Raw genomic sequence first — 16,885 nt, forward strand, 5'->3', positions numbered from 1 at the left:
GACAATGACTTTTTCCTAATCCATCTCATGAGTTAAGGCAGATCCAGCCCCAGGGTGCCGCCCGGATTCATGATGTGGCGCGGGTCGAAGTGACGTTTCAGGGCGCGCAACACGTCCACTTGTGCACGGCCCAGGTGACCATCCATCCACGGTCCCATGAGTTTGCCCACCCCGTGGTGGTGGCTGAGCGATCCCCCGCATGTCACGATCTGGGTGATGATGTCGGCCTGAAACCTGCGGAAGTCATCGACGCCGGTCATTGGGGTCATGAAGATGAAATAGAGATTGGTGCCCTGGGGGTAGAAATGAGACGCATGACACATGCAGAGTGTCTGCGGCCTTGCCTTGATCCATTCGCGCACACCCGCGTGCACGTGCATGAGGCGATCCCAGGTGACGGCCGTTTCCAGGGTATCGATGAGAACCCCCATGTCATGCAGATCGTCGCGCATGTATGGGTCGAGAAAGCGGCCGTGGGACCAGCGGTCGACAGGATAACCGCTGAGCCACAATGCGCCCAGGCGCCGACAGATGCGGCCGCTCTGCCGTGCGATGTTGCGGGCGAAATGCCGCTCGCCGTCGCTTTGACCGATGAGCAGACAGCGCTTCATCGGCAGTAGCCCCTTCAAACGCAATAACCGCTCCGCGTACTCCCCGACCCGGCCGCCTAGTCCGTAAAGCTGCAGGGCCGCTTCGGTCTCTTCGGGATCGGAGATGCGCAGCACCGAGGGCATGCCGAACTCTCCCTGGGAAATTTCCCTGGCCGCAGCGATTGCCTGCGGCCACCCTGGAAGCAAATAGGCAAAGCGCCGGCGGTTTTCGGGCATGAAGCGGAAGATCTTCAAGGTGGCGGCCGTCAGCACGCCGAAAGCCCCTTCGCTGCCTTTAAAGATGTCGTTGACCTTGGGGCCCGTGGCCGTTGCCGGATAGTCGGCGGTCGAGAAGGTGCCGATGGGCGTGACCACCTCCTGGCCGAGGACCAGGTCGTAGATGTCGCCATAATAGCTGGATTGCTGACCGGCCCCCAGGGTGGCCACCCACCCGCCTACCGTGGAGAATTCGAAGGATTGGGGAAAGTGGCCGCAGGTGTATCGATGTCTGGCTCTGAATCGGGCCGGTGCGTCGTTGAGCAGGGCCTCGTAGGCAGGCCCCATCATACCGGGCTCGGCGGTGGCGGTGCGATTGGCTTCGTTAAAGGCCAGCATTCGCCGCATGTGGGTCTGCATGACCACTGTCACCCCGCCCCGGGCCGGGGTGACGCCGAGGGTCACGGAAGAACCGCCGCCGTAAACGGTCAAGGGAATATGCTGCGCGTGACAGTAGGCCACGATCGCCTGCACGTCCTCCCGGTGGCGGGGGTGCACCACCATGCCCGCGGCGGCTGCGGGCCGCCCATGGCGCAGGGCCAGAATCTCCTCCACGGCCTGACCATGGGCATAGCGGATCCGCGCGTAATCATCGCACTGCACATTCTCTTTTCCGACGATGTCGGTCATTGCCGACACGTGGACAACATCCATTGTCGCCGGCAGATCGTTGCGGACGGCGGCCTCGCCCGTATTCCGGGGCGTCGAAAAGGATTGTGGGGAAAGTCCCATTCGCTCGCAGAGCAGGCGAACCAGTCCCGTTCTGGGATGATAGCTGCGTCCGGGCGCGCCCCATTTGAAAATCGAACGGTAACTGCCCTGGGGCGGCGGTGGCGTCAACCACCGGGGGTCGATGGATGTCTCGGGCATTTCGGCGCTCCTTGGTGCTTGAAAAGAGCGGAATCCGCTCTGTCTTCGGCCATCGTTCGGAATTATTCCGGCCGCTATCGCGCAACCGCATTCGTTTATGCTATAAACCCCTTGTGTCCAACATGCACGAAAAAGCGCAATACAATCGCACGCGATTGACCTTTTTGTTCGATAGTGTCCATCCACAAAGGGCCAATTTGACCGATATCGGCGTTGCGCGAAGAATTTAATCCTCGGAATATCAACTATATGCCTACGGTTAAATTTTTCGTGCGCCTTGATCTCGACCCAATCTGCCTATTTGTGGACGGACACTCGATAACATTCGTTTTAGGGCAATTCAATTGCCTTCAGCTTCTGCAGCGGGCGGGCGTAAAGCCCGCCCCTATGAGATTGGGTCGTAAATCTATGCAGTCGTTTTGAAGGGGCAGCGTAGGGGCGGGGTTCATCCCCGCCCGGATGGATGCATGCCTCGAGTGAGCAGCAAGGCACGGAGACGCCACAATTCCGACGGGAGCGCCCATGACGCATTTGCCTGACAGTTGCGATCTGCTGATCATCGGTGGCGGCGTCACCGGCGCCGGCATATTCCATGAGGCCTGTCGCATCGGCCTTCGGGTGGTCCTGGTCGAACAGCACGATTTTGCATGGGGCACCTCCAGCCGATCGTCCAAGCTGATTCACGGCGGGTTGCGCTACCTGAAAGAGGGCCACTTCCTCCTGACCCGCGATGCGGTCAAAGAGCGCGAACGCCTGCTCGGCGAAGCGCCGGGTCTCGTCACCCCCATTTCCTTTCTGGTCCCCATCTACAAGAATCACGGACCGGGCCGCTGGACCTTGGAGGCGGGGCTGTCGATTTACGACCTGCTGGCCCAGAAGCGCCAGCACCGCTATCTGGACGCCGAAACGCTCCTGACGCAGTTGCCCTTCATCGATCGCCAGGCGCTGACCGGGGGTTACGAATTCTGGGATGCCCAGGTGGATGACGCCCGTCTGGTGCTTCGTCTGATCGCGGAGGGGCGACGGGTGGGCGGATTGGCCGCCAACTACACCACGGCCGTCTCCATTCGCCGTGATGGCCAGGGCATGGCCACGGGGGCCGTCGTGCAGGAGACCGAAGGCGGCGCGACACACACCATCGGCGCACGAACGGTGATCAACGCCACCGGCTGCTGGGCCGAGGCGTTGCACCCCGAGCCGTCGGCCAAAAAGCATCTGCGCCCCCTGCGCGGCAGCCACCTCATCTTTCCCCATCACGCCCTGCCGGTGCGGCAGGCGGTCTCTTTCGTGCACCCTGAAGACCAGCGCGCCATTTTCGTCATCCCCTGGGAAGGCGTGGTCCTGGTGGGCACCACGGATCTGGATCACGACCGGGATCTGAATCTGGAACCGGCCATCACCAGGGAGGAGGCCGACTACCTGATCCAAGGGGTCCGCACCCTCTTCCCTTCGCTGGGTCTCTCTTTGGATCAGTGCATCGCTTCCTTTTCCGGCTTGCGGCCGGTGATCAGCAGGGGCGGCAACCGGGCGCCGTCCGAAGAATCCCGGGAGCACGATGTGTGGGAAGACCGCGGCCTGATCACCATAGCCGGCGGCAAGCTGACCACCTACCGCAAGGTGGCCCTGGACGCGCTCAAGGCCGCCCAGCCCTTTTTGCCCGAACTCAAGGATGAGACCGTCGATCCGTCCGGATTCGATGTGTGCCGGGATCTGGTTGCAGAGAATATCGGCATCGGCCCGGAGGCCTGGCAACGCCTCTGCGGCCGCTATGGCGGAGACGCGCGCATCGTCGTTGCCGACGCCCGGCCCGAAGATCTGCTCCCCATTCCCGGCACCCAAACCCTGTGGGCCGAGCTGCCGTATTGCGCGGCCCATGAGTCGGTGCAGCACCTCGACGACCTGCTGCTGCGTCGCGTGCGCATCGGTTTACTGCTTCCCGAGGGCGGCAAAAACTATCTGCCGCGCATCGGCCGGCTCTGCCGGGAGCCCCTTGGATGGGGGCGGCGCCGCTGGCACGGTGAAACGTTCCGTTACCAGGAGTACTGGCACCAGACCCACGGCTTTCCCTGGCTGAAGTCGCCGGAAAGCATCTTGTCGAAACGCTTCCGGCAAGTGAAGCGTCGTTTCATCCGTCTCCTCTTGCGCTGAATTTGAACGAGGTGCCCACCCCATGCCCCAGCAAGATCTGATTCTGGCCATCGACAACGGCACTCAAAGCCTCAAGGCCATGGCGTTCGATCTCGACGGCAGAATGGCTGCCAAATCCCAGGTCACGTTCCAGCCCTATGTCTCCCCCCAGCCCGGTTGGGCCGAACAGTCTCCGGAACGCTTCTGGAACGCCCTGTGCGAAGCGTGCCAGAACCTCTGGAAGAGCGGCAAAGTCTCCAGGGAAGCGCTGATCGGCGTGGCCCTGACGACCCAGCGCGCCACGGTGGTCAACGTGGACCGGGAGGGCCGCCCGCTGCGTCCGGCCATCATCTGGCTCGATCAGCGCAAAGCGCGAGGCCTGCCCCCTTTGGGCGGCGCCTGGGGCTGGATCTTCCGCCTGGCCGGCCTGAGCGGAACGATCGACTATATCCGCTCCGAAGCCGAAGCCAACTGGCTGGCCCTGCACGACGCGGAGATGTGGCGGCGCACCCACAAATATCTGCTGCTCTCCGGTTACCTCACCTACCGGCTCACCGGCGACTTCGTCGATTCGGTGGGGTGCCAGGTAGGGTACATCCCCTTTGACTACAAGCGGCTGCGCTGGGCCCGCAAATGGGACTGGCACTGGCGCTGCCTGCCGGTCGTGGAGACCATGCTGCCGAGGCTGATCGCGCCGGCCGACCCCCTGGGCCAGATCAGCGCCCGGGCAGCCAGGGAGACCGGCCTTCCGGCGGGACTGCCGGTCATTGCGGCGGCCGCAGACAAGGCCTGCGAGGTGATCGGATCCGGTGCCCTGGCCAGCCATATCGGCTGTCTGAGCTATGGCACCACGGCCACCGTCAATATGACCCATGCCCGCTATGTCGAGCCCATCCGCATCCTGCCCGCCTACCCTGCGGCCGTGCCGGGTCATTACAACGTGGAGGTCGAAGTCTATCGCGGCTACTGGATGGTCGAATGGTTCAAGCAGCAGTTCGGCCACCTGGAGCAGATAGAGGCCCAGCGCCAGGGGCTCACGGCCGAGGCCCTGTTCGAACGGCTGCTCGAACAGGTACCGCCCGGCGCCATGGGTTTGATGCTGCAGCCCTACTGGACCCCGGGTCTCAGATTTCCCGGCCCCGAGGCCAAGGGGGCGGTCATCGGTTTCGGCGACGTGCACACCCGCGCCCACCTGTACCGTGCGATGCTCGAAGGATTGGCCTATGCGCTGCGCGAAGGCAAGGAGCGGCTCGAGCGGCGGACCGACACCCGCATCACCACCTTGCGCGTCTCCGGCGGCGGCTCCCAGAGCGACCAGGCCCTGCAGCTCACGGCCGACATCTTCGGCCTGCCCGCCGCCCGGCCCCATCTATACGAAACCGCCGGCCTGGGCGCGGCCATCGATGCGGCCGTGGGCCTGGGCTGTTATCCCGATTTCACCTCGGCGGTGCAGGCCATGACGCACATCGAACGGCTGTTCGAACCCGATCCGGTGCACCAGGACCGCTACGACCGCCTCTACCGGGAGGTCTATCGGCAGATGTACAAACGACTCAAGCCGCTCTATGAAAGGATCCGGGACATTACCGGATATCCGGGCGAAGCGCAGGCATGGCCTGGGGATTGAATCGCACCATGGCGATGTTTAGAGTACGTAAACATTAAAAAAGGACCATGCTGCCATGAACGAACCGCTCGACAAATTTGATCTTTGCGTGATCGGGGCCGGACCGGGGGGATTCGCCGGCGCCATGCGGGCCATCGATGCCGGTCGCCAGGTGTGTCTGATCGAAGGCGATGAGATCGGCGGCACCGGGGTCAAATGGGGCGCTCTGGCCTCCAAGACCATGTGGGAGCTGGCCAAGGACTATGCCGTGGCCTCCAAGACCGATCGCGGGTATCGTTGTGCGGGTCTCAGTGTCGATTACGTGGCCGTGCGCGACACCGTCATCGAAGCGGTCAAAGAGAAGCAGTATCAACTGTTGTCCCAGATCGAAACGTTTGCCCGCGGCCATTGGCCGGGGCCCGGCAGCATCACCTATCTGCGCGGCTGGGGACGTTTCAGTGGCCCGGCGAGATTAACGGTGGACCTGGCTGCCGGTGGAGAGCAGGAAGTCAGCGCCGACCACTTTCTGCTCTGCACCGGATCGAAACCGAGGCATTTCGGCCACATCACGGTGGATCAGCAGCGCATCTTCGATTCGGACGGCATCCTGCAGTTGAAGCAATTTCCCAAACGCCTGATGATTGTCGGCGCCGGCGTCACGGGCTGCGAATACGCCACCATTTTCTCCAATTTCGGCCAGACCCGGGTCTTTCTGGTGGATCACCAGGAGCGGGTCATTCCCTACGAGGACGAAGATGTCAGCGACTTTGTCAGCGCCAACCTGGAACGCCATGGCGTCAAGATTTTTCATTCGACCCGGCTGCGGGACATCCTGGCCAAACCCGAACATCTCGAAGTGGTGCTCGACTTCGACGACGGCCACGCCACGGTGGTGGAGGTGGACGCCGTGCTCATCTCCATCGGCCGCACCCCCAACATCGAACGGCTCAACCTGGCGGCCGCGGGCGTGACGCCCGACAGGGCCGGCTACCTGGACACCGATCCGGACGGCCGTGTGACCGGCCATATTTATGCGGCCGGAGACGTCACCCATCGTCCGGCCCTGGTCAATATGGCGATCATGGAGAGCCGGCATGCGGTCAAGCACATGTTCGACCTGCCGACCCAGCCGCTGACCTTTCCCAACATGTCCACGGTGATGTTTTTCTATCCGGCGGTCGCCGCGGTGGGGCTGAACGAAAAGGCGTGTCGCAGGAAAAAGATGCCTTACCGTGTGGCCACCTATGCCAACGCCCTGCTGCCCAGGGCCATCGCCATGCGCGCTACCAGTGGATTCGTCAAAATCATCGTCAGCGACGACGATCATCAGAAAATCCTGGGGATGCGCGCGGCCGGACCCCAGGTGTCGAGCACGATCATGTCCATCGCGCTACTCATCGATCAGGACAAAAATGCCATGGAGGTGCTGGGCGCCATGTTTCCCCACCCCACCATGTCCGAGGTCATACAGGAGTGCCTGCGCCTGCTGGCCGGCAAATCGATCTACAAGCCCGAGGCGTTTCCCGAGTTGCTGAAGATCCGGCGCTGGCGGCCGGAGACAGGATATATTCCATAGAAGGTATCGGCAGATCGTGCCGGGAGGTGTTGATCCGCAAGGCCCGACCGGTAGGGGTTACCGATCGACACGCGCCTTCAAATCGGAGCCGGCTTTGAAAAAAGGCAGTCTTTTGGGCTTGACCTTGACCAGATCGCCGGATTTGGGATTGCGGCCGTCATAGCCATCGTAGGTCTTGACTTTGAAGGTGCACAACCCCCGGATCTCCACCCGTTCTCCCTTGCCGAGGGCATCGCAAATCTCGTTGAAAAAAAGATCGACAACTTTTTTTGGCTTCGCTTTTGGACAGGTTCTGCTGCTCTCCCAATGCCGTGATCAATTCAAGCTTGTTCATAAGTCTCCCCGGTATACGATCTTAAAGAATATGGCCTTGGTCTGATCGGTCATGGTTCAACCCGCAGGCAAACGATCCAGCGACCAAGGCGCTTGCTTACCGGCAGGTCAACGTGATTGTCGATGTCTTCTTAAGGGCAGCCGGGCTGGCGACAAGAAGAAACAGTCGCCATATTACCGACCTGAAACCGGCAGGTCAACGCCGTTTTTTGAATGTGCAAATTTTTCAGCTTTATGAACGAAGCCGTCGGCTTGGATCACACGTCGTTCGAACCGGTGGGGCCGATCTCCGACCCTCCGGCCCCACGCCATCGCAACATGTTGTATTGATAATCAACCCACAATAAACGCCGCCCGATCCGCAGATATCCGCTCAGAAGGCTTGACCCAGGTAATGCATTGGTTTAGTTTGTCATTCGACCGCTATGGTGGGTCGTCCGTTCCACCAACACGCCACACGTGGCAGCACATCACACGAGGTCCTGCATCACACGAGGATAGCCCATGAACATCGGATTCAATTTACGGAGATTCACGATGAGGCGCATTGCCCGTCTTTCCATCGGCATCGCCCTGCTCTGTTCCAGCGCGGGTCTCGCCTGGATTGCTGAGGTTTCTGCCGATGTCGGCACCGGCATCGATCTGATGTTCGTCATCGACAACTCGGGCAGCATGCGAAAAAACGACCCCGATTTCAACACGCCCCGGGTGGTCAGCACCTTTTTACGTCGCCTGCCGAAAGAAGCCCAGGTGGGCATGGTGTCGTTCGATCGATCGGCACGTCTGCTCGAGTCGCTCACGCCGCTGGACGACGATTCGGCGGAACAACGCTTTCTCAGAAGCCTCGAAAAAATCGACTATAAAGGACAGTGGACCAACAGCGCCGCCGGTTTCGAACGTGCCTTGTACGAATTGAAGGTCAAGGGACGCCCGGATGCCCGGAAGGGGATCATTTTTATCACCGACGGCATCACGGACACCGGCGATCCGCACAAGGACCAGGAATTGAATCAGTGGCTGCGCCAGGATTTCACGGCCGAAAGCCGGGCTCTGGGGGTTCGCATTTTCGGGATCGCCTTTACCGAGGAGGCCGATTTCGTCCTCATCCAAGCCCTGGCTTCACGAACGGAGGGGGAGTATTACCGCACCTATGATGCGTCCGAGATTCTGATCGTCCTCGACGACATCCTGACCCGCTTTCAGCCCCCGACCGCCGACACACTGCCGCCCAAGGCGCCCCAACCACTGGCCACCCTGCCCGAACCCCAGGTGCAGCCGGTTGCCCAACCCCTGTCCGCCGCTGCGGAAGCCAACGGCGACGCCAAATCGATTATCAGCCTATTCAACCTGGTGTTGGCGCTGCTCACCACGGTGGTGGCCGCCGGAATCGTCTTTCTCTTCGTGAAACAATACCGCTCCAAGCGGAAACCGGTTCGCCCAACGACCGACCCGCGCAAGCAACCCGAAGCCTATCTCGACGATGTGGATCGCGTCACCGGGAAAGAAGCGGGTCGGATCGCCATCACCAAGGCGCACACCACCATCGGCAGGGATCCACGCAACGATATCACCATCGCTAAAGCCACGGTCTCGAGCTTTCATGCGACCATCGAGTACAGAGGCCTCGCCTTCTATATCGAGGACCAGCGCAGCACCAACGGTACGCGGGTCAACGACCAGGTGTTGCGCGCCAACACGCCCATGCGGCTGAAGAGCGGCGATCGCATCTCTTTTGCCACCTTTCACTTCAAGTTCACGATACCCGAACAGATGCCCTTCGGAGAGACCGTGATGGTTTCGATGACCGCACTGGAAGGCCCGGAGTCGGGCTCGACCGTCATTATCGACCTCAACGATCAGGACAGCGCCCAGGGTTTGATCAGCTGCATGCAGAACCACCTGTTGCAGCTGTACTCCATGGGGCCCAAGTACAAGCAGTTTGCCACCAGCTATTTTCCTTACGATACCATCGATGCCATCGCCTGCAAGGCCCACGCAAACCTGAAGAAAACCCAGTCCGACGGCCGGCAATATTGCGACGCGATCATCGAGAAAGAGACCTTCTATTTAATCTGCACCCTGCCGGTGCCGATCAGCAGCGCCGCGGAATGGTACCACGCGAACCACCAGGGTTTTACCAAGTTCGTCATGCAGTGGATCCGGTCGCCCCAGTACGAAACGGTCAAGTGCCGCAGGCTGTGCGTCTTCACCTTCGGCCAGGATCCGGCCACCTGGGTCAGCCTGACCATCGTACCCACGCACCCGGAACCCGATCCCGTGGAGATCATATCCGTCGATTTCCTCACCGAATCGGAAAAGGCCATGCTGGCCCTGGACTTCGACCACCACGGCCGGGTGATGTAAAGCGCAGGTACAGTGACCTGTGCGCCAAACTTCGAGAGCCGCTTCATCGCAATGCGCCGGGCGCGGCCATTTTCCGCGGCCCACTAAAGAAAATAGTCCACCTGCCGATAATAAAAAAAATCCTCTGCTTTCCAGGAACGGGTTCGACGGCATATGAGCGATGTGGGCAAAATCGAAGGAGACAGGCTGGTTGAGCTGTTTCAGCACCTGATCGAAAAACGGGTCATCATATCCATGCATATGGTGGGCACGGACCTGGACCGCCTCACCTGCGTCACTGCCCTGAAAAAATCACCCGAAGGCGATGTCCTGGACATCGACCTGCCCAACGATTTCAAATCATCTGTGAAACCAAACGGCCCGCTGAAATTGAAATTCAACTTCAACGGGCCGGACCACCTGGAGTATCTTTTTATCACCACCGGCGGCCAGATCGGCCGCCGGGAAATCACCGTTCCCCTCCCCCCCTACGTGGAGCGCATCCAACGCCGAAAAAACTTCCGCATGGAGACGCCCCTGGGAACCAAGATGTTTCTCAAATCGGGCAGAGTTCAGGCCGTTTTCAGCCTGATCAACATCAGCCTGGGCGGTGCATACGGCACCCTGCTCAAGCACAATGCCAAGCACACGGACGGCATGATCTTGGAAATTGGCGAGGCCGTCGACAACCTCGGCATTTTCGTACCGGCCGGCAAGGACTGGGAAGAGCTGATCATCATCATCAAGCAGGCCGAGGTCCGCCGCATCGACCACGACCGCCAACATAGAAAATACAAATACGCCTTTGAATTCATGGACCTGGCGGCCAGTGAAAAGAGAAAACTGACCCAATCCATCTACCAGTTCCAACGGCAGTTCCTGCAGCGGCGATAATCCCACCCCGACAACGGCCTACTGAGTGCCCATCCACGAATAGAATAATTTGGTCCAGATCAAGGCGCATGAAAAATTTAACCGCAGCCATATGGTTTATATTCCGAGGATTAAATTTTCGCGCAACGCCGATATCGGGCAAATTGGCCATTCGTGGATGGGCACTACTGAGCGGCGACCTGCAGCACCAGCTTGCCGAAATGGCCCGAGGCCTCCATCTCCGCGTGGGCTCGGCCGGCCTCGGCCAAAGGCCTTACCGCGTGGATGAGGGGCGCGATGCGGCGGCTCTGGATGTGGGGCAGCACCTGCTGCACGAATGTTGCGGTGATGTCCGCCTTTTGCGCCACCGGCAGGGCACGCAGGACCGATCCGATGATCCGCTGCCGCTTGACCATCATCAGCCCCAGGTTTAGGGTGCCGGAGGCGCCGCCCATGAGCCCGATCACCACCAGGCGGCCGCCGATAGCCAGGGCGGCCTGGTTCTGGGCCAGGTAGGCCGCGCCGATGTGGTCCAGGATCACGTCCGCGCCGGCGCTCTCTGTGAAGCGGCGCACCTCGCCGGCGAAATCCTGCTGCCGGTAGTCGATGACCCGATCCGCCCCCAGCTCACGCACCCGATCCACCTTGCCGGAGGAGGCCGTGACGATGATCCGGCATCGGTCGAGCAACGCACGGCAAAGCTGGATGCCGGCCGTATTGACGCCCCCGCCGCCGCCGTGCAGCAGAACCGTCTCTCCCTCGCCGAGACCACCGATGAGAAAAAGGTTCAGAAAGGCAGTGATGTAGACCTCTGGAATCGCCGCAGCCTCCTCGAAGGTGATCGTCTCCGGAATGGCCATCAGGTGCCCGGCATAGGCCAGAGCATATTCGGCATAACCGCCGCCGGCCACCAGCCCCATGACCCGATCGCCCGGTTGCCAGTCGGTCACGCCGTCGCCCAAGGCATCGACCACCCCGGCCACCTCCAGGCCGAGCACGTCCGATTCGCCGGGCGGCGGTGGATAGTTCCCCTTGCGCTGGACCGTATCGGCCCGGTTGACCGATGTGGCCATGACCCGCACGCGCACTTGTCCGCTGCCCGGTTCCGGGATGGGCAGTTCGCCGATACCCATGACCTCGGGCCCGCCGAAGCCGTTCAGTATAATTGCCTTCATGTTCCGCCTCCTCAAACGCTTGAACCTCTGTTCGATGTTTTCGCCCAGCCGCCAGCAATTCTAATTGAATCTGATTCACCTTGAAGGGCGCACCTTCCAAAAGATTTTTGATAAAAAAATTCGCATCGCAACGGACATGGCAGGCGTGGGTGGGGCAGGCGGCCAGGGCCACGTGAGCCTGCGGTCATAGAGCCAGTTGAATGCAAACGGCGGACAAGCGGCCCACACTTTTGAACGCAGCGAGTTTCCGGGCCGCCCGCCGTGGATTTTACTGGCTCTTGACCGCTTGGCGTGTGGCATCAGCCGCCTGTTCCACACACGCCGGGTATAATGAATAGCGCATCGATGATTTCGACCCGCGGCTTCGAGTCTTTCTTATTGTTTGATAACAGGGTATTACTTGACGATTTGAAGGCCACGCATTACTCTGTCGCTCAAAGCCATCCGCTTCTTGCTCGTTAGATTCTAAAACCATACCATGTGATGAGCGATATGAACATCTCGGAAGTCAAAACCATCGGCAACGGCATTCTGCGGCCCGAAGGGGTCATGGCCCTGAACGACGGCTCCCTCTACACCGCCGATGCCCGCGGGCAGATCGCCCACGTTCAACCCGACGGCCGCGTGGATTTTTTCGGTGATCTGGGCGGGGTGCCCAACGGCATCTGCATCGACCCGCAAGAGCGCTGCATCGTGGCCAACATCGGCAACGGCGAAGTACAGGCGCTTTCAAGGGACGGCTCTCACGAGGTGCTGTTGACCCAGGCCGAGGGCCGCCGCATGCGGGCGCCAAACTTCCCTTATGTGGACAGCAGGGGCCGTCTGTGGGTCTCCAACTCCACGGAGAAGGAAGACATCGAATCAGCCCTCTGGCAGCCGTTGCCCGACGGTTGCGTCGTGGTCGTGGAGGCGGGCCGCGAGCCGCGCATCGTGGCCGACGGCCTCTACTTCGCCAACGGCCTGACCCTGGACCGGGACGAACGCTACCTCTACGTGGCCCAGACCATGCGGCGCAACATCGTTCGCTATGCTATCGAACCGGATGGGTCGTGCGGTCCGGCCGAGATCTTCGGACCCAGCCCGCTGAACCAGCTCGGTCTGCCCGACGGCATCGCCTTCGACGAGGCCGGCAATTTGTGGATCACCTTTCCCCAATGGAATGCCGTCGGCTACCTGACGCCCGACGGCGAGCTCGAGATGGTCCTGGAAGACCCGGAAAAGCGCATCCTCCGGCGCCCGGCCAACATCTGTTTCGGCGGCCAGGACCGCAGGACGGCCTTCATCGGCAGCCTGGACGGCACCGCGATCCCCTATTTCCCGGTGCCCCATCCGGGCATGCGCCTGGTGCACCAGTCATGAACTCTGGGGCGTTTAGGCCGTGATTTGCACAATTCGGGAGGTATTGTCAGGGAAACAAACGATCAATCGTCATCCTGGTCAAGGAAGCGCTTCACCGTACCGATGTGATATATGGCGAAAATCAGAATCAGGAGGCCGATGATGATGACCGCCCACGTCTCGACCTGTTCGACATCCACATAACGATTGACATAATCGAGCACGCCGTTTCCGATCAGGGAGTAGATCACAATGGAAGTCAAGGTGCCGCTGAAGACGATCAAAAAGTTGTTGATCGCCTTGTAGTTCAGCAGGTACCCGATGATCGAACCAATGACCGGGCCGGTCATGAAAAAGGGAAACATGACGAAGAGAAAGAGACCGACGGCACCATATCTCTTGATCCTGGTCTTCTGGCCCTGGGCGGTGAACTCCGCCTGGCGCACGGTGCTCTTGAGCAGCTTGGGCTCGATGACATTGCGCATGATCAAAACGACGATGCCATAGGCCACCAGGACGATGACGACCTCCAGATAAAAATTGTAGACGATGGTGAGAGGAACCGACAAGCCGGCCGAAAGACAGGTGGCGATACCCAATCCCCGACCGCCCATGAGGTGAATGATGGCCGTGGAAGAGAGAACCCCATAGTGTTTGACATCCGCAAAGAGCAGATAGAGCAGATACAGCCCCAGGATCAGTATCATCAACAGGCCGATGGAAAGGATTTTAACTTCGATCAAATCGAAGCGCTCTCGAATGAGAAAAGAGATTTTGCGGACGGCTCGATAGGCCAACCAGAACAATTTTCGGACGTATTTCATGGATGCTCCGCTTAAAGCGTCAATCGCTTATACTGGCACGGGAGCGACTCTGTCAATCGGTTGCTGAACCTGCCATGCATTCGATCGCTGCCGCGTCTTTCGGCGACCCAAACCCGGGATAGGCCACATGCATTTTCACCCCCAGGCCATTGTGCCGTTTCTTTCCTGGTTGCGTGGCTATCGACGCCCCTTTTTCAAGCCCGATCTCTTCGCCGGACTGACCGTGGCCGTGGTGGCCGTCCCCCAATCCATGGCCTATGCCCTGATCGCCGGGCTGCCCGTATCGTTCGGACTCTATGCCTCCATCGTGCCTACGATTATCGGCTGTCTGTGGGGAAGCTCGTCCCATTTGATCACCGGACCCACCACGGCCGTCTCCCTCGTGGTGTTCAGCACCCTGTCATCCCTGGCCGAGCCCAACAGCGCCGGTTACATCGAGATGGCCCTGTTTCTGGCCCTTATGGTGGGCGCCCTTCAACTCATCATGGGTGTGGCCCGCCTGGGCACGCTGCTCAATTTCGTCTCCCATGCCGTGCTGATCGGGTTCACCACCGGGGCGGCCGCTCTCATCGCGTTCAAGCAATTACCGGCCCTGCTCGGATTGAAAATCGAAAAAACATCGGTTTTTTTTGAACATCTATTTAACATTATCACCAATCTGCATGAGATCGAAATCATCAGTCTGGGCCTGGGCACGCTCACCATCGTGATCATTTTAGGATTCAAAAAATTCCGACCCAACTGGCCCGGGACGCTCCTGGCCATGGTAGCTGTGGGCAGCCTTGTGGCGATCTTCGACCTGGATCGGCAGGGTGTTGCGGTCGTGGGGGCGGTATCCGGGGATATTCCCCTGCCCGGCCTGCCGGACATGCATCTGCTCGCCCAAGCCGGCAAACTGGCTCCCGGGGCCCTGGCCATCGCCATTCTCGGATTGGTCGAAGCGGTCTCGATCGCCAAATCCATTGCCGACCAGACCCGCCAGCGCATCAATGTCAACCAGGAGTTTATCGGCCAGGGCCTGGCCAATGTCTCCGCGGCCCTTTTCAGCGGCTACGCCGGCAGTGGGTCGTTCACCCGGTCAGCGGTCAATTTCAGGGCCGGCGCCAGGACCCCCCTGAGCGGCATCATCTCGGGCATCGCGGTAGCCCTGACCGTGTTGATCGCCGCCCCCCTGGCCGCCAAGCTGCCCATATCGGCCCTGGCCGGCGTCCTGGTGGTGGTCGCCTATGACATGATCCGCGTCAGGGACATCGTCCGGACCCTGAAAACCACGCGCGGCGATGCGGCGGTGCTGGTCATCACCTTTGCCTCGACCCTCCTGCTCAATATCGAGTTCGCCATCTATGTGGGCGTGTTGCTCTCCATCGGCCTGCACCTAGCCGCCACTTCCCATCCGCGAATCCAGTCGGTCGTGCCGGATCCGGCCACCGGCAAAATGCGGGCGTCGTCCTACGGCGAAACGTGCTGCCAGATGGAGATCGTCGCCATCGAGGGTTCGCTGTTCTTTGGCTCCGCCGCATTTGTGCTGGACGATCTGCAGCGGCGGTTGCGCAGCCGGCCCCAGACGGCGAATTTGCTGATCCGCATGCACAAGGTCAACACCATGGATGCCAGCGGGGTCCACGTCCTGGAAATCCTGCTCGACGAGGTGCGGCGGCGCGGCGGCGGCATCTATTTCTCCGGCGTGAACCACGGCGTGTTCCTCGTGTTAAAAAACTCCGGTTTTCTGAACGAGATCGGCGCCGGAAAAGTGCACGCCACCACCCGTGCCGCCATCCGCCAGGCCATGCGGGAATCGTTTTTTCCGGCCATCTGCGCCACATGCCCGGAGATCGTCTTCGAGGAGTGCCCGGCACTCAAACGCGGCCATTGGGAAATTTTCGGGCCGGACATCCACCCCCGGGACAGCCAAGCCGGCCTGGCCGAATCTGGACAACCGGCCATTGATCAAAGGGAAGAAAGCCATCCGGGAGCGCCTTCTTCATAATTCGGGACATATTTATCATGCTGAAAATACTGGTATATACTAACGGACAACCGATCGCCGAGAAGGCGCTGCACTTCGCCGCCGAATTGTCGCGACGACTGGCCGCCGAACTGGCTGTGATCACCGTGCGCAGCGGCACCCACGCCGCCGAAGAGCCGCCGCCGGTAGGCATCGCGTTTTCCCTGGCCGACCGTAAAGGTCTGCCCCACGGGCTTCAGATCCTGATCACGGCCCTGGATTTCCTGGCCGGCCGGGCGATCCTTCCGATGCCCAAGGCCATCACGATTCAGGATTTTCCCCGCGGTTACCGATTCGTATGCAATGCGGCCGACGGACGGCGGGTCGCGTTTTATGAATCCTTCGGCCACCTGGTGGAAACCCTAAACCACGAGGTGGACGAGCATGGATACGATCTGCTCGTCGTGGCGCCGCCGCGGCGCAACCGCCTGGGGCGCTGGATGAGCGGCAATGCCATCCGGAAACTGGCCCTCGATCTGCAAACCTCTCTGCTGGTGGTTCGCGGCGGCGGACCGGACAGTCCGTATCTGGTATGCGCGGATGGGTCTCTGTCCGCCCGCTCGCAGTTTTCCCTGTTGCGGCGCCTGCTGCCCGCCATCGGTCCGCCGGTGAATCTGATATGGATTCAAAAAAGCGTCGATGACCAAAAGACGCGCCAAACCGCCCAGGCTTGTCTGTCGCAAGCCGGCCAATGGCTGAGCCAATCTCATCGAGAATGCGGAATCATCGTAAAGGAAAGCGACCGGCCCGCAGAAGAGATCATCGCAACGGCCGGAACGGATGCCGTTGTCATGATGGGGGCCAGCCTGCGCCACGACGTCTATCGGCGCATGCGGGGCAGCCAGGCCATGCAGGTTCTGGACAGTTCACCGGCCAGCGTGCTGCTGGTCAAATTGCCGCCCGAGGAGGATGTCGAGTTTATGAAGACGCCTCAGCAGGGTTGAATTCC

12 protein-coding genes are annotated in these 16,885 nt (G+C 60.6%); 8 read left to right on the top strand and 4 right to left on the bottom strand.

From position 1 onward, the window contains the following. Positions 1 to 32: 32 nt before the first annotated feature. Positions 33 to 1,736, bottom strand: coding sequence for an FAD-binding oxidoreductase (locus DFT_RS18870; protein ID WP_054032824.1), 1,704 nt, complete (start codon positions 1,734 to 1,736; stop codon positions 33 to 35). A 522-nt stretch (positions 1,737 to 2,258) separates the two neighbouring features. On the opposite strand from DFT_RS18870, the gene DFT_RS18875 reads away from it, so the two are divergent. From DFT_RS18875 to DFT_RS18885, 3 genes are read left to right on the top strand one after another with little or no spacing between them, the layout of a single operon-like run. Next, on the top strand, positions 2,259 to 3,884 hold the full coding sequence (locus tag DFT_RS18875) for a glycerol-3-phosphate dehydrogenase/oxidase (protein ID WP_083453640.1): 1,626 nt from the start codon (positions 2,259 to 2,261) through the stop codon (positions 3,882 to 3,884). 22 nt (positions 3,885 to 3,906) lie between these two features. Continuing rightward, entirely contained in the window at positions 3,907 to 5,490 is a 1,584-nt protein-coding gene (locus tag DFT_RS18880; protein WP_054032825.1) for an FGGY-family carbohydrate kinase, read from the top strand. 55 nt (positions 5,491 to 5,545) lie between these two features. Then, the gene (locus tag DFT_RS18885) at positions 5,546 to 7,045 is read left to right on the top strand and encodes a dihydrolipoyl dehydrogenase family protein (RefSeq protein ID WP_054032826.1); all 1,500 of its coding nucleotides are present in this window, start codon (positions 5,546 to 5,548) and stop codon (positions 7,043 to 7,045) included. A gap of 57 nt (positions 7,046 to 7,102) precedes the next feature. Here DFT_RS18885 and DFT_RS18890 read toward each other — a convergent pair whose 3' ends face one another. Further along, positions 7,103 to 7,285 carry an HU family DNA-binding protein gene (locus DFT_RS18890; protein ID WP_369688338.1) on the bottom strand — a complete coding sequence of 61 codons (183 nt, stop codon included), beginning with the start codon at positions 7,283 to 7,285 and terminating at the stop codon, positions 7,103 to 7,105. 630 nt (positions 7,286 to 7,915) lie between these two features. Here DFT_RS18890 and DFT_RS18895 point away from each other — a divergent pair. Beyond that, positions 7,916 to 9,742 (top strand): FHA domain-containing protein, encoded by a 1,827-nt coding sequence (locus tag DFT_RS18895; protein ID WP_161807204.1) that lies wholly within the window; start codon positions 7,916 to 7,918, stop codon positions 9,740 to 9,742. 153 nt (positions 9,743 to 9,895) lie between these two features. Beyond that, positions 9,896 to 10,615 carry a PilZ domain-containing protein gene (locus tag DFT_RS18900; protein ID WP_054032828.1) on the top strand — a complete coding sequence of 240 codons (720 nt, stop codon included), beginning with the start codon at positions 9,896 to 9,898 and terminating at the stop codon, positions 10,613 to 10,615. Positions 10,616 to 10,779: 164 nt separating this feature from the next. On the opposite strand, the gene DFT_RS18905 is transcribed toward DFT_RS18900, so the two are convergent. Next, positions 10,780 to 11,769: an NAD(P)H-quinone oxidoreductase gene (locus DFT_RS18905; RefSeq protein ID WP_054032829.1), complete on the bottom strand. Its 990-nt coding sequence runs from the start codon at positions 11,767 to 11,769 to the stop codon at positions 10,780 to 10,782. A gap of 492 nt (positions 11,770 to 12,261) precedes the next feature. Between DFT_RS18905 and DFT_RS18910 the strand changes: the two genes are divergently transcribed. After that, positions 12,262 to 13,128: an SMP-30/gluconolactonase/LRE family protein gene (locus DFT_RS18910; protein ID WP_054032830.1), complete on the top strand. Its 867-nt coding sequence runs from the start codon at positions 12,262 to 12,264 to the stop codon at positions 13,126 to 13,128. 62 nt (positions 13,129 to 13,190) lie between these two features. Here DFT_RS18910 and DFT_RS18915 read toward each other — a convergent pair whose 3' ends face one another. Further along, positions 13,191 to 13,931, bottom strand: a complete 741-nt coding sequence (locus DFT_RS18915; RefSeq protein WP_054032831.1) for a small multi-drug export protein — start codon at positions 13,929 to 13,931, stop codon at positions 13,191 to 13,193. 127 nt (positions 13,932 to 14,058) lie between these two features. Here DFT_RS18915 and DFT_RS18920 point away from each other — a divergent pair, with 127 nt between their 5' ends. Together DFT_RS18920 and DFT_RS18925 are read left to right on the top strand one after the other, a co-directional pair. Next, positions 14,059 to 15,918: a SulP family inorganic anion transporter gene (locus DFT_RS18920; RefSeq protein ID WP_054032832.1), complete on the top strand. Its 1,860-nt coding sequence runs from the start codon at positions 14,059 to 14,061 to the stop codon at positions 15,916 to 15,918. A 17-nt stretch (positions 15,919 to 15,935) separates the two neighbouring features. Beyond that, the gene (locus tag DFT_RS18925) at positions 15,936 to 16,880 is read left to right on the top strand and encodes a universal stress protein (RefSeq protein WP_054032833.1); all 945 of its coding nucleotides are present in this window, start codon (positions 15,936 to 15,938) and stop codon (positions 16,878 to 16,880) included. The last annotated feature ends 5 nt before the right edge of the window (positions 16,881 to 16,885 follow it).

It is taken from the genome of Desulfatitalea tepidiphila (genome assembly GCF_001293685.1).
In the GTDB taxonomy this organism is placed as follows: domain Bacteria; phylum Desulfobacterota; class Desulfobacteria; order Desulfobacterales; family Desulfosarcinaceae; genus Desulfatitalea; species Desulfatitalea tepidiphila.

Excerpts from the sequence above, each read along its gene's own strand:
- DFT_RS18885 (WP_054032826.1), top strand. The coding sequence starts at position 5,546 with ATGAACGAACCGCTCGACAAATTTGATCTTTGCGTGATCGGGGCCGGA.
- DFT_RS18900 (WP_054032828.1), top strand. The coding sequence starts at position 9,896 with ATGAGCGATGTGGGCAAAATCGAAGGAGACAGGCTGGTTGAGCTGTTT.
- DFT_RS18925 (WP_054032833.1), top strand. The coding sequence starts at position 15,936 with ATGCTGAAAATACTGGTATATACTAACGGACAACCGATCGCCGAGAAG.
- DFT_RS18870 (WP_054032824.1), bottom strand. The coding sequence starts at position 1,736 with ATGCCCGAGACATCCATCGACCCCCGGTGGTTGACGCCACCGCCGCCC.
- DFT_RS18915 (WP_054032831.1), bottom strand. The coding sequence starts at position 13,931 with ATGAAATACGTCCGAAAATTGTTCTGGTTGGCCTATCGAGCCGTCCGC.
- DFT_RS18910 (WP_054032830.1), top strand. The coding sequence starts at position 12,262 with ATGAACATCTCGGAAGTCAAAACCATCGGCAACGGCATTCTGCGGCCC.
- DFT_RS18875 (WP_083453640.1), top strand. The coding sequence starts at position 2,259 with ATGACGCATTTGCCTGACAGTTGCGATCTGCTGATCATCGGTGGCGGC.
- DFT_RS18905 (WP_054032829.1), bottom strand. The coding sequence starts at position 11,769 with ATGAAGGCAATTATACTGAACGGCTTCGGCGGGCCCGAGGTCATGGGT.
- DFT_RS18880 (WP_054032825.1), top strand. The coding sequence starts at position 3,907 with ATGCCCCAGCAAGATCTGATTCTGGCCATCGACAACGGCACTCAAAGC.
- DFT_RS18895 (WP_161807204.1), top strand. The coding sequence starts at position 7,916 with ATGAGGCGCATTGCCCGTCTTTCCATCGGCATCGCCCTGCTCTGTTCC.
- DFT_RS18920 (WP_054032832.1), top strand. The coding sequence starts at position 14,059 with ATGCATTTTCACCCCCAGGCCATTGTGCCGTTTCTTTCCTGGTTGCGT.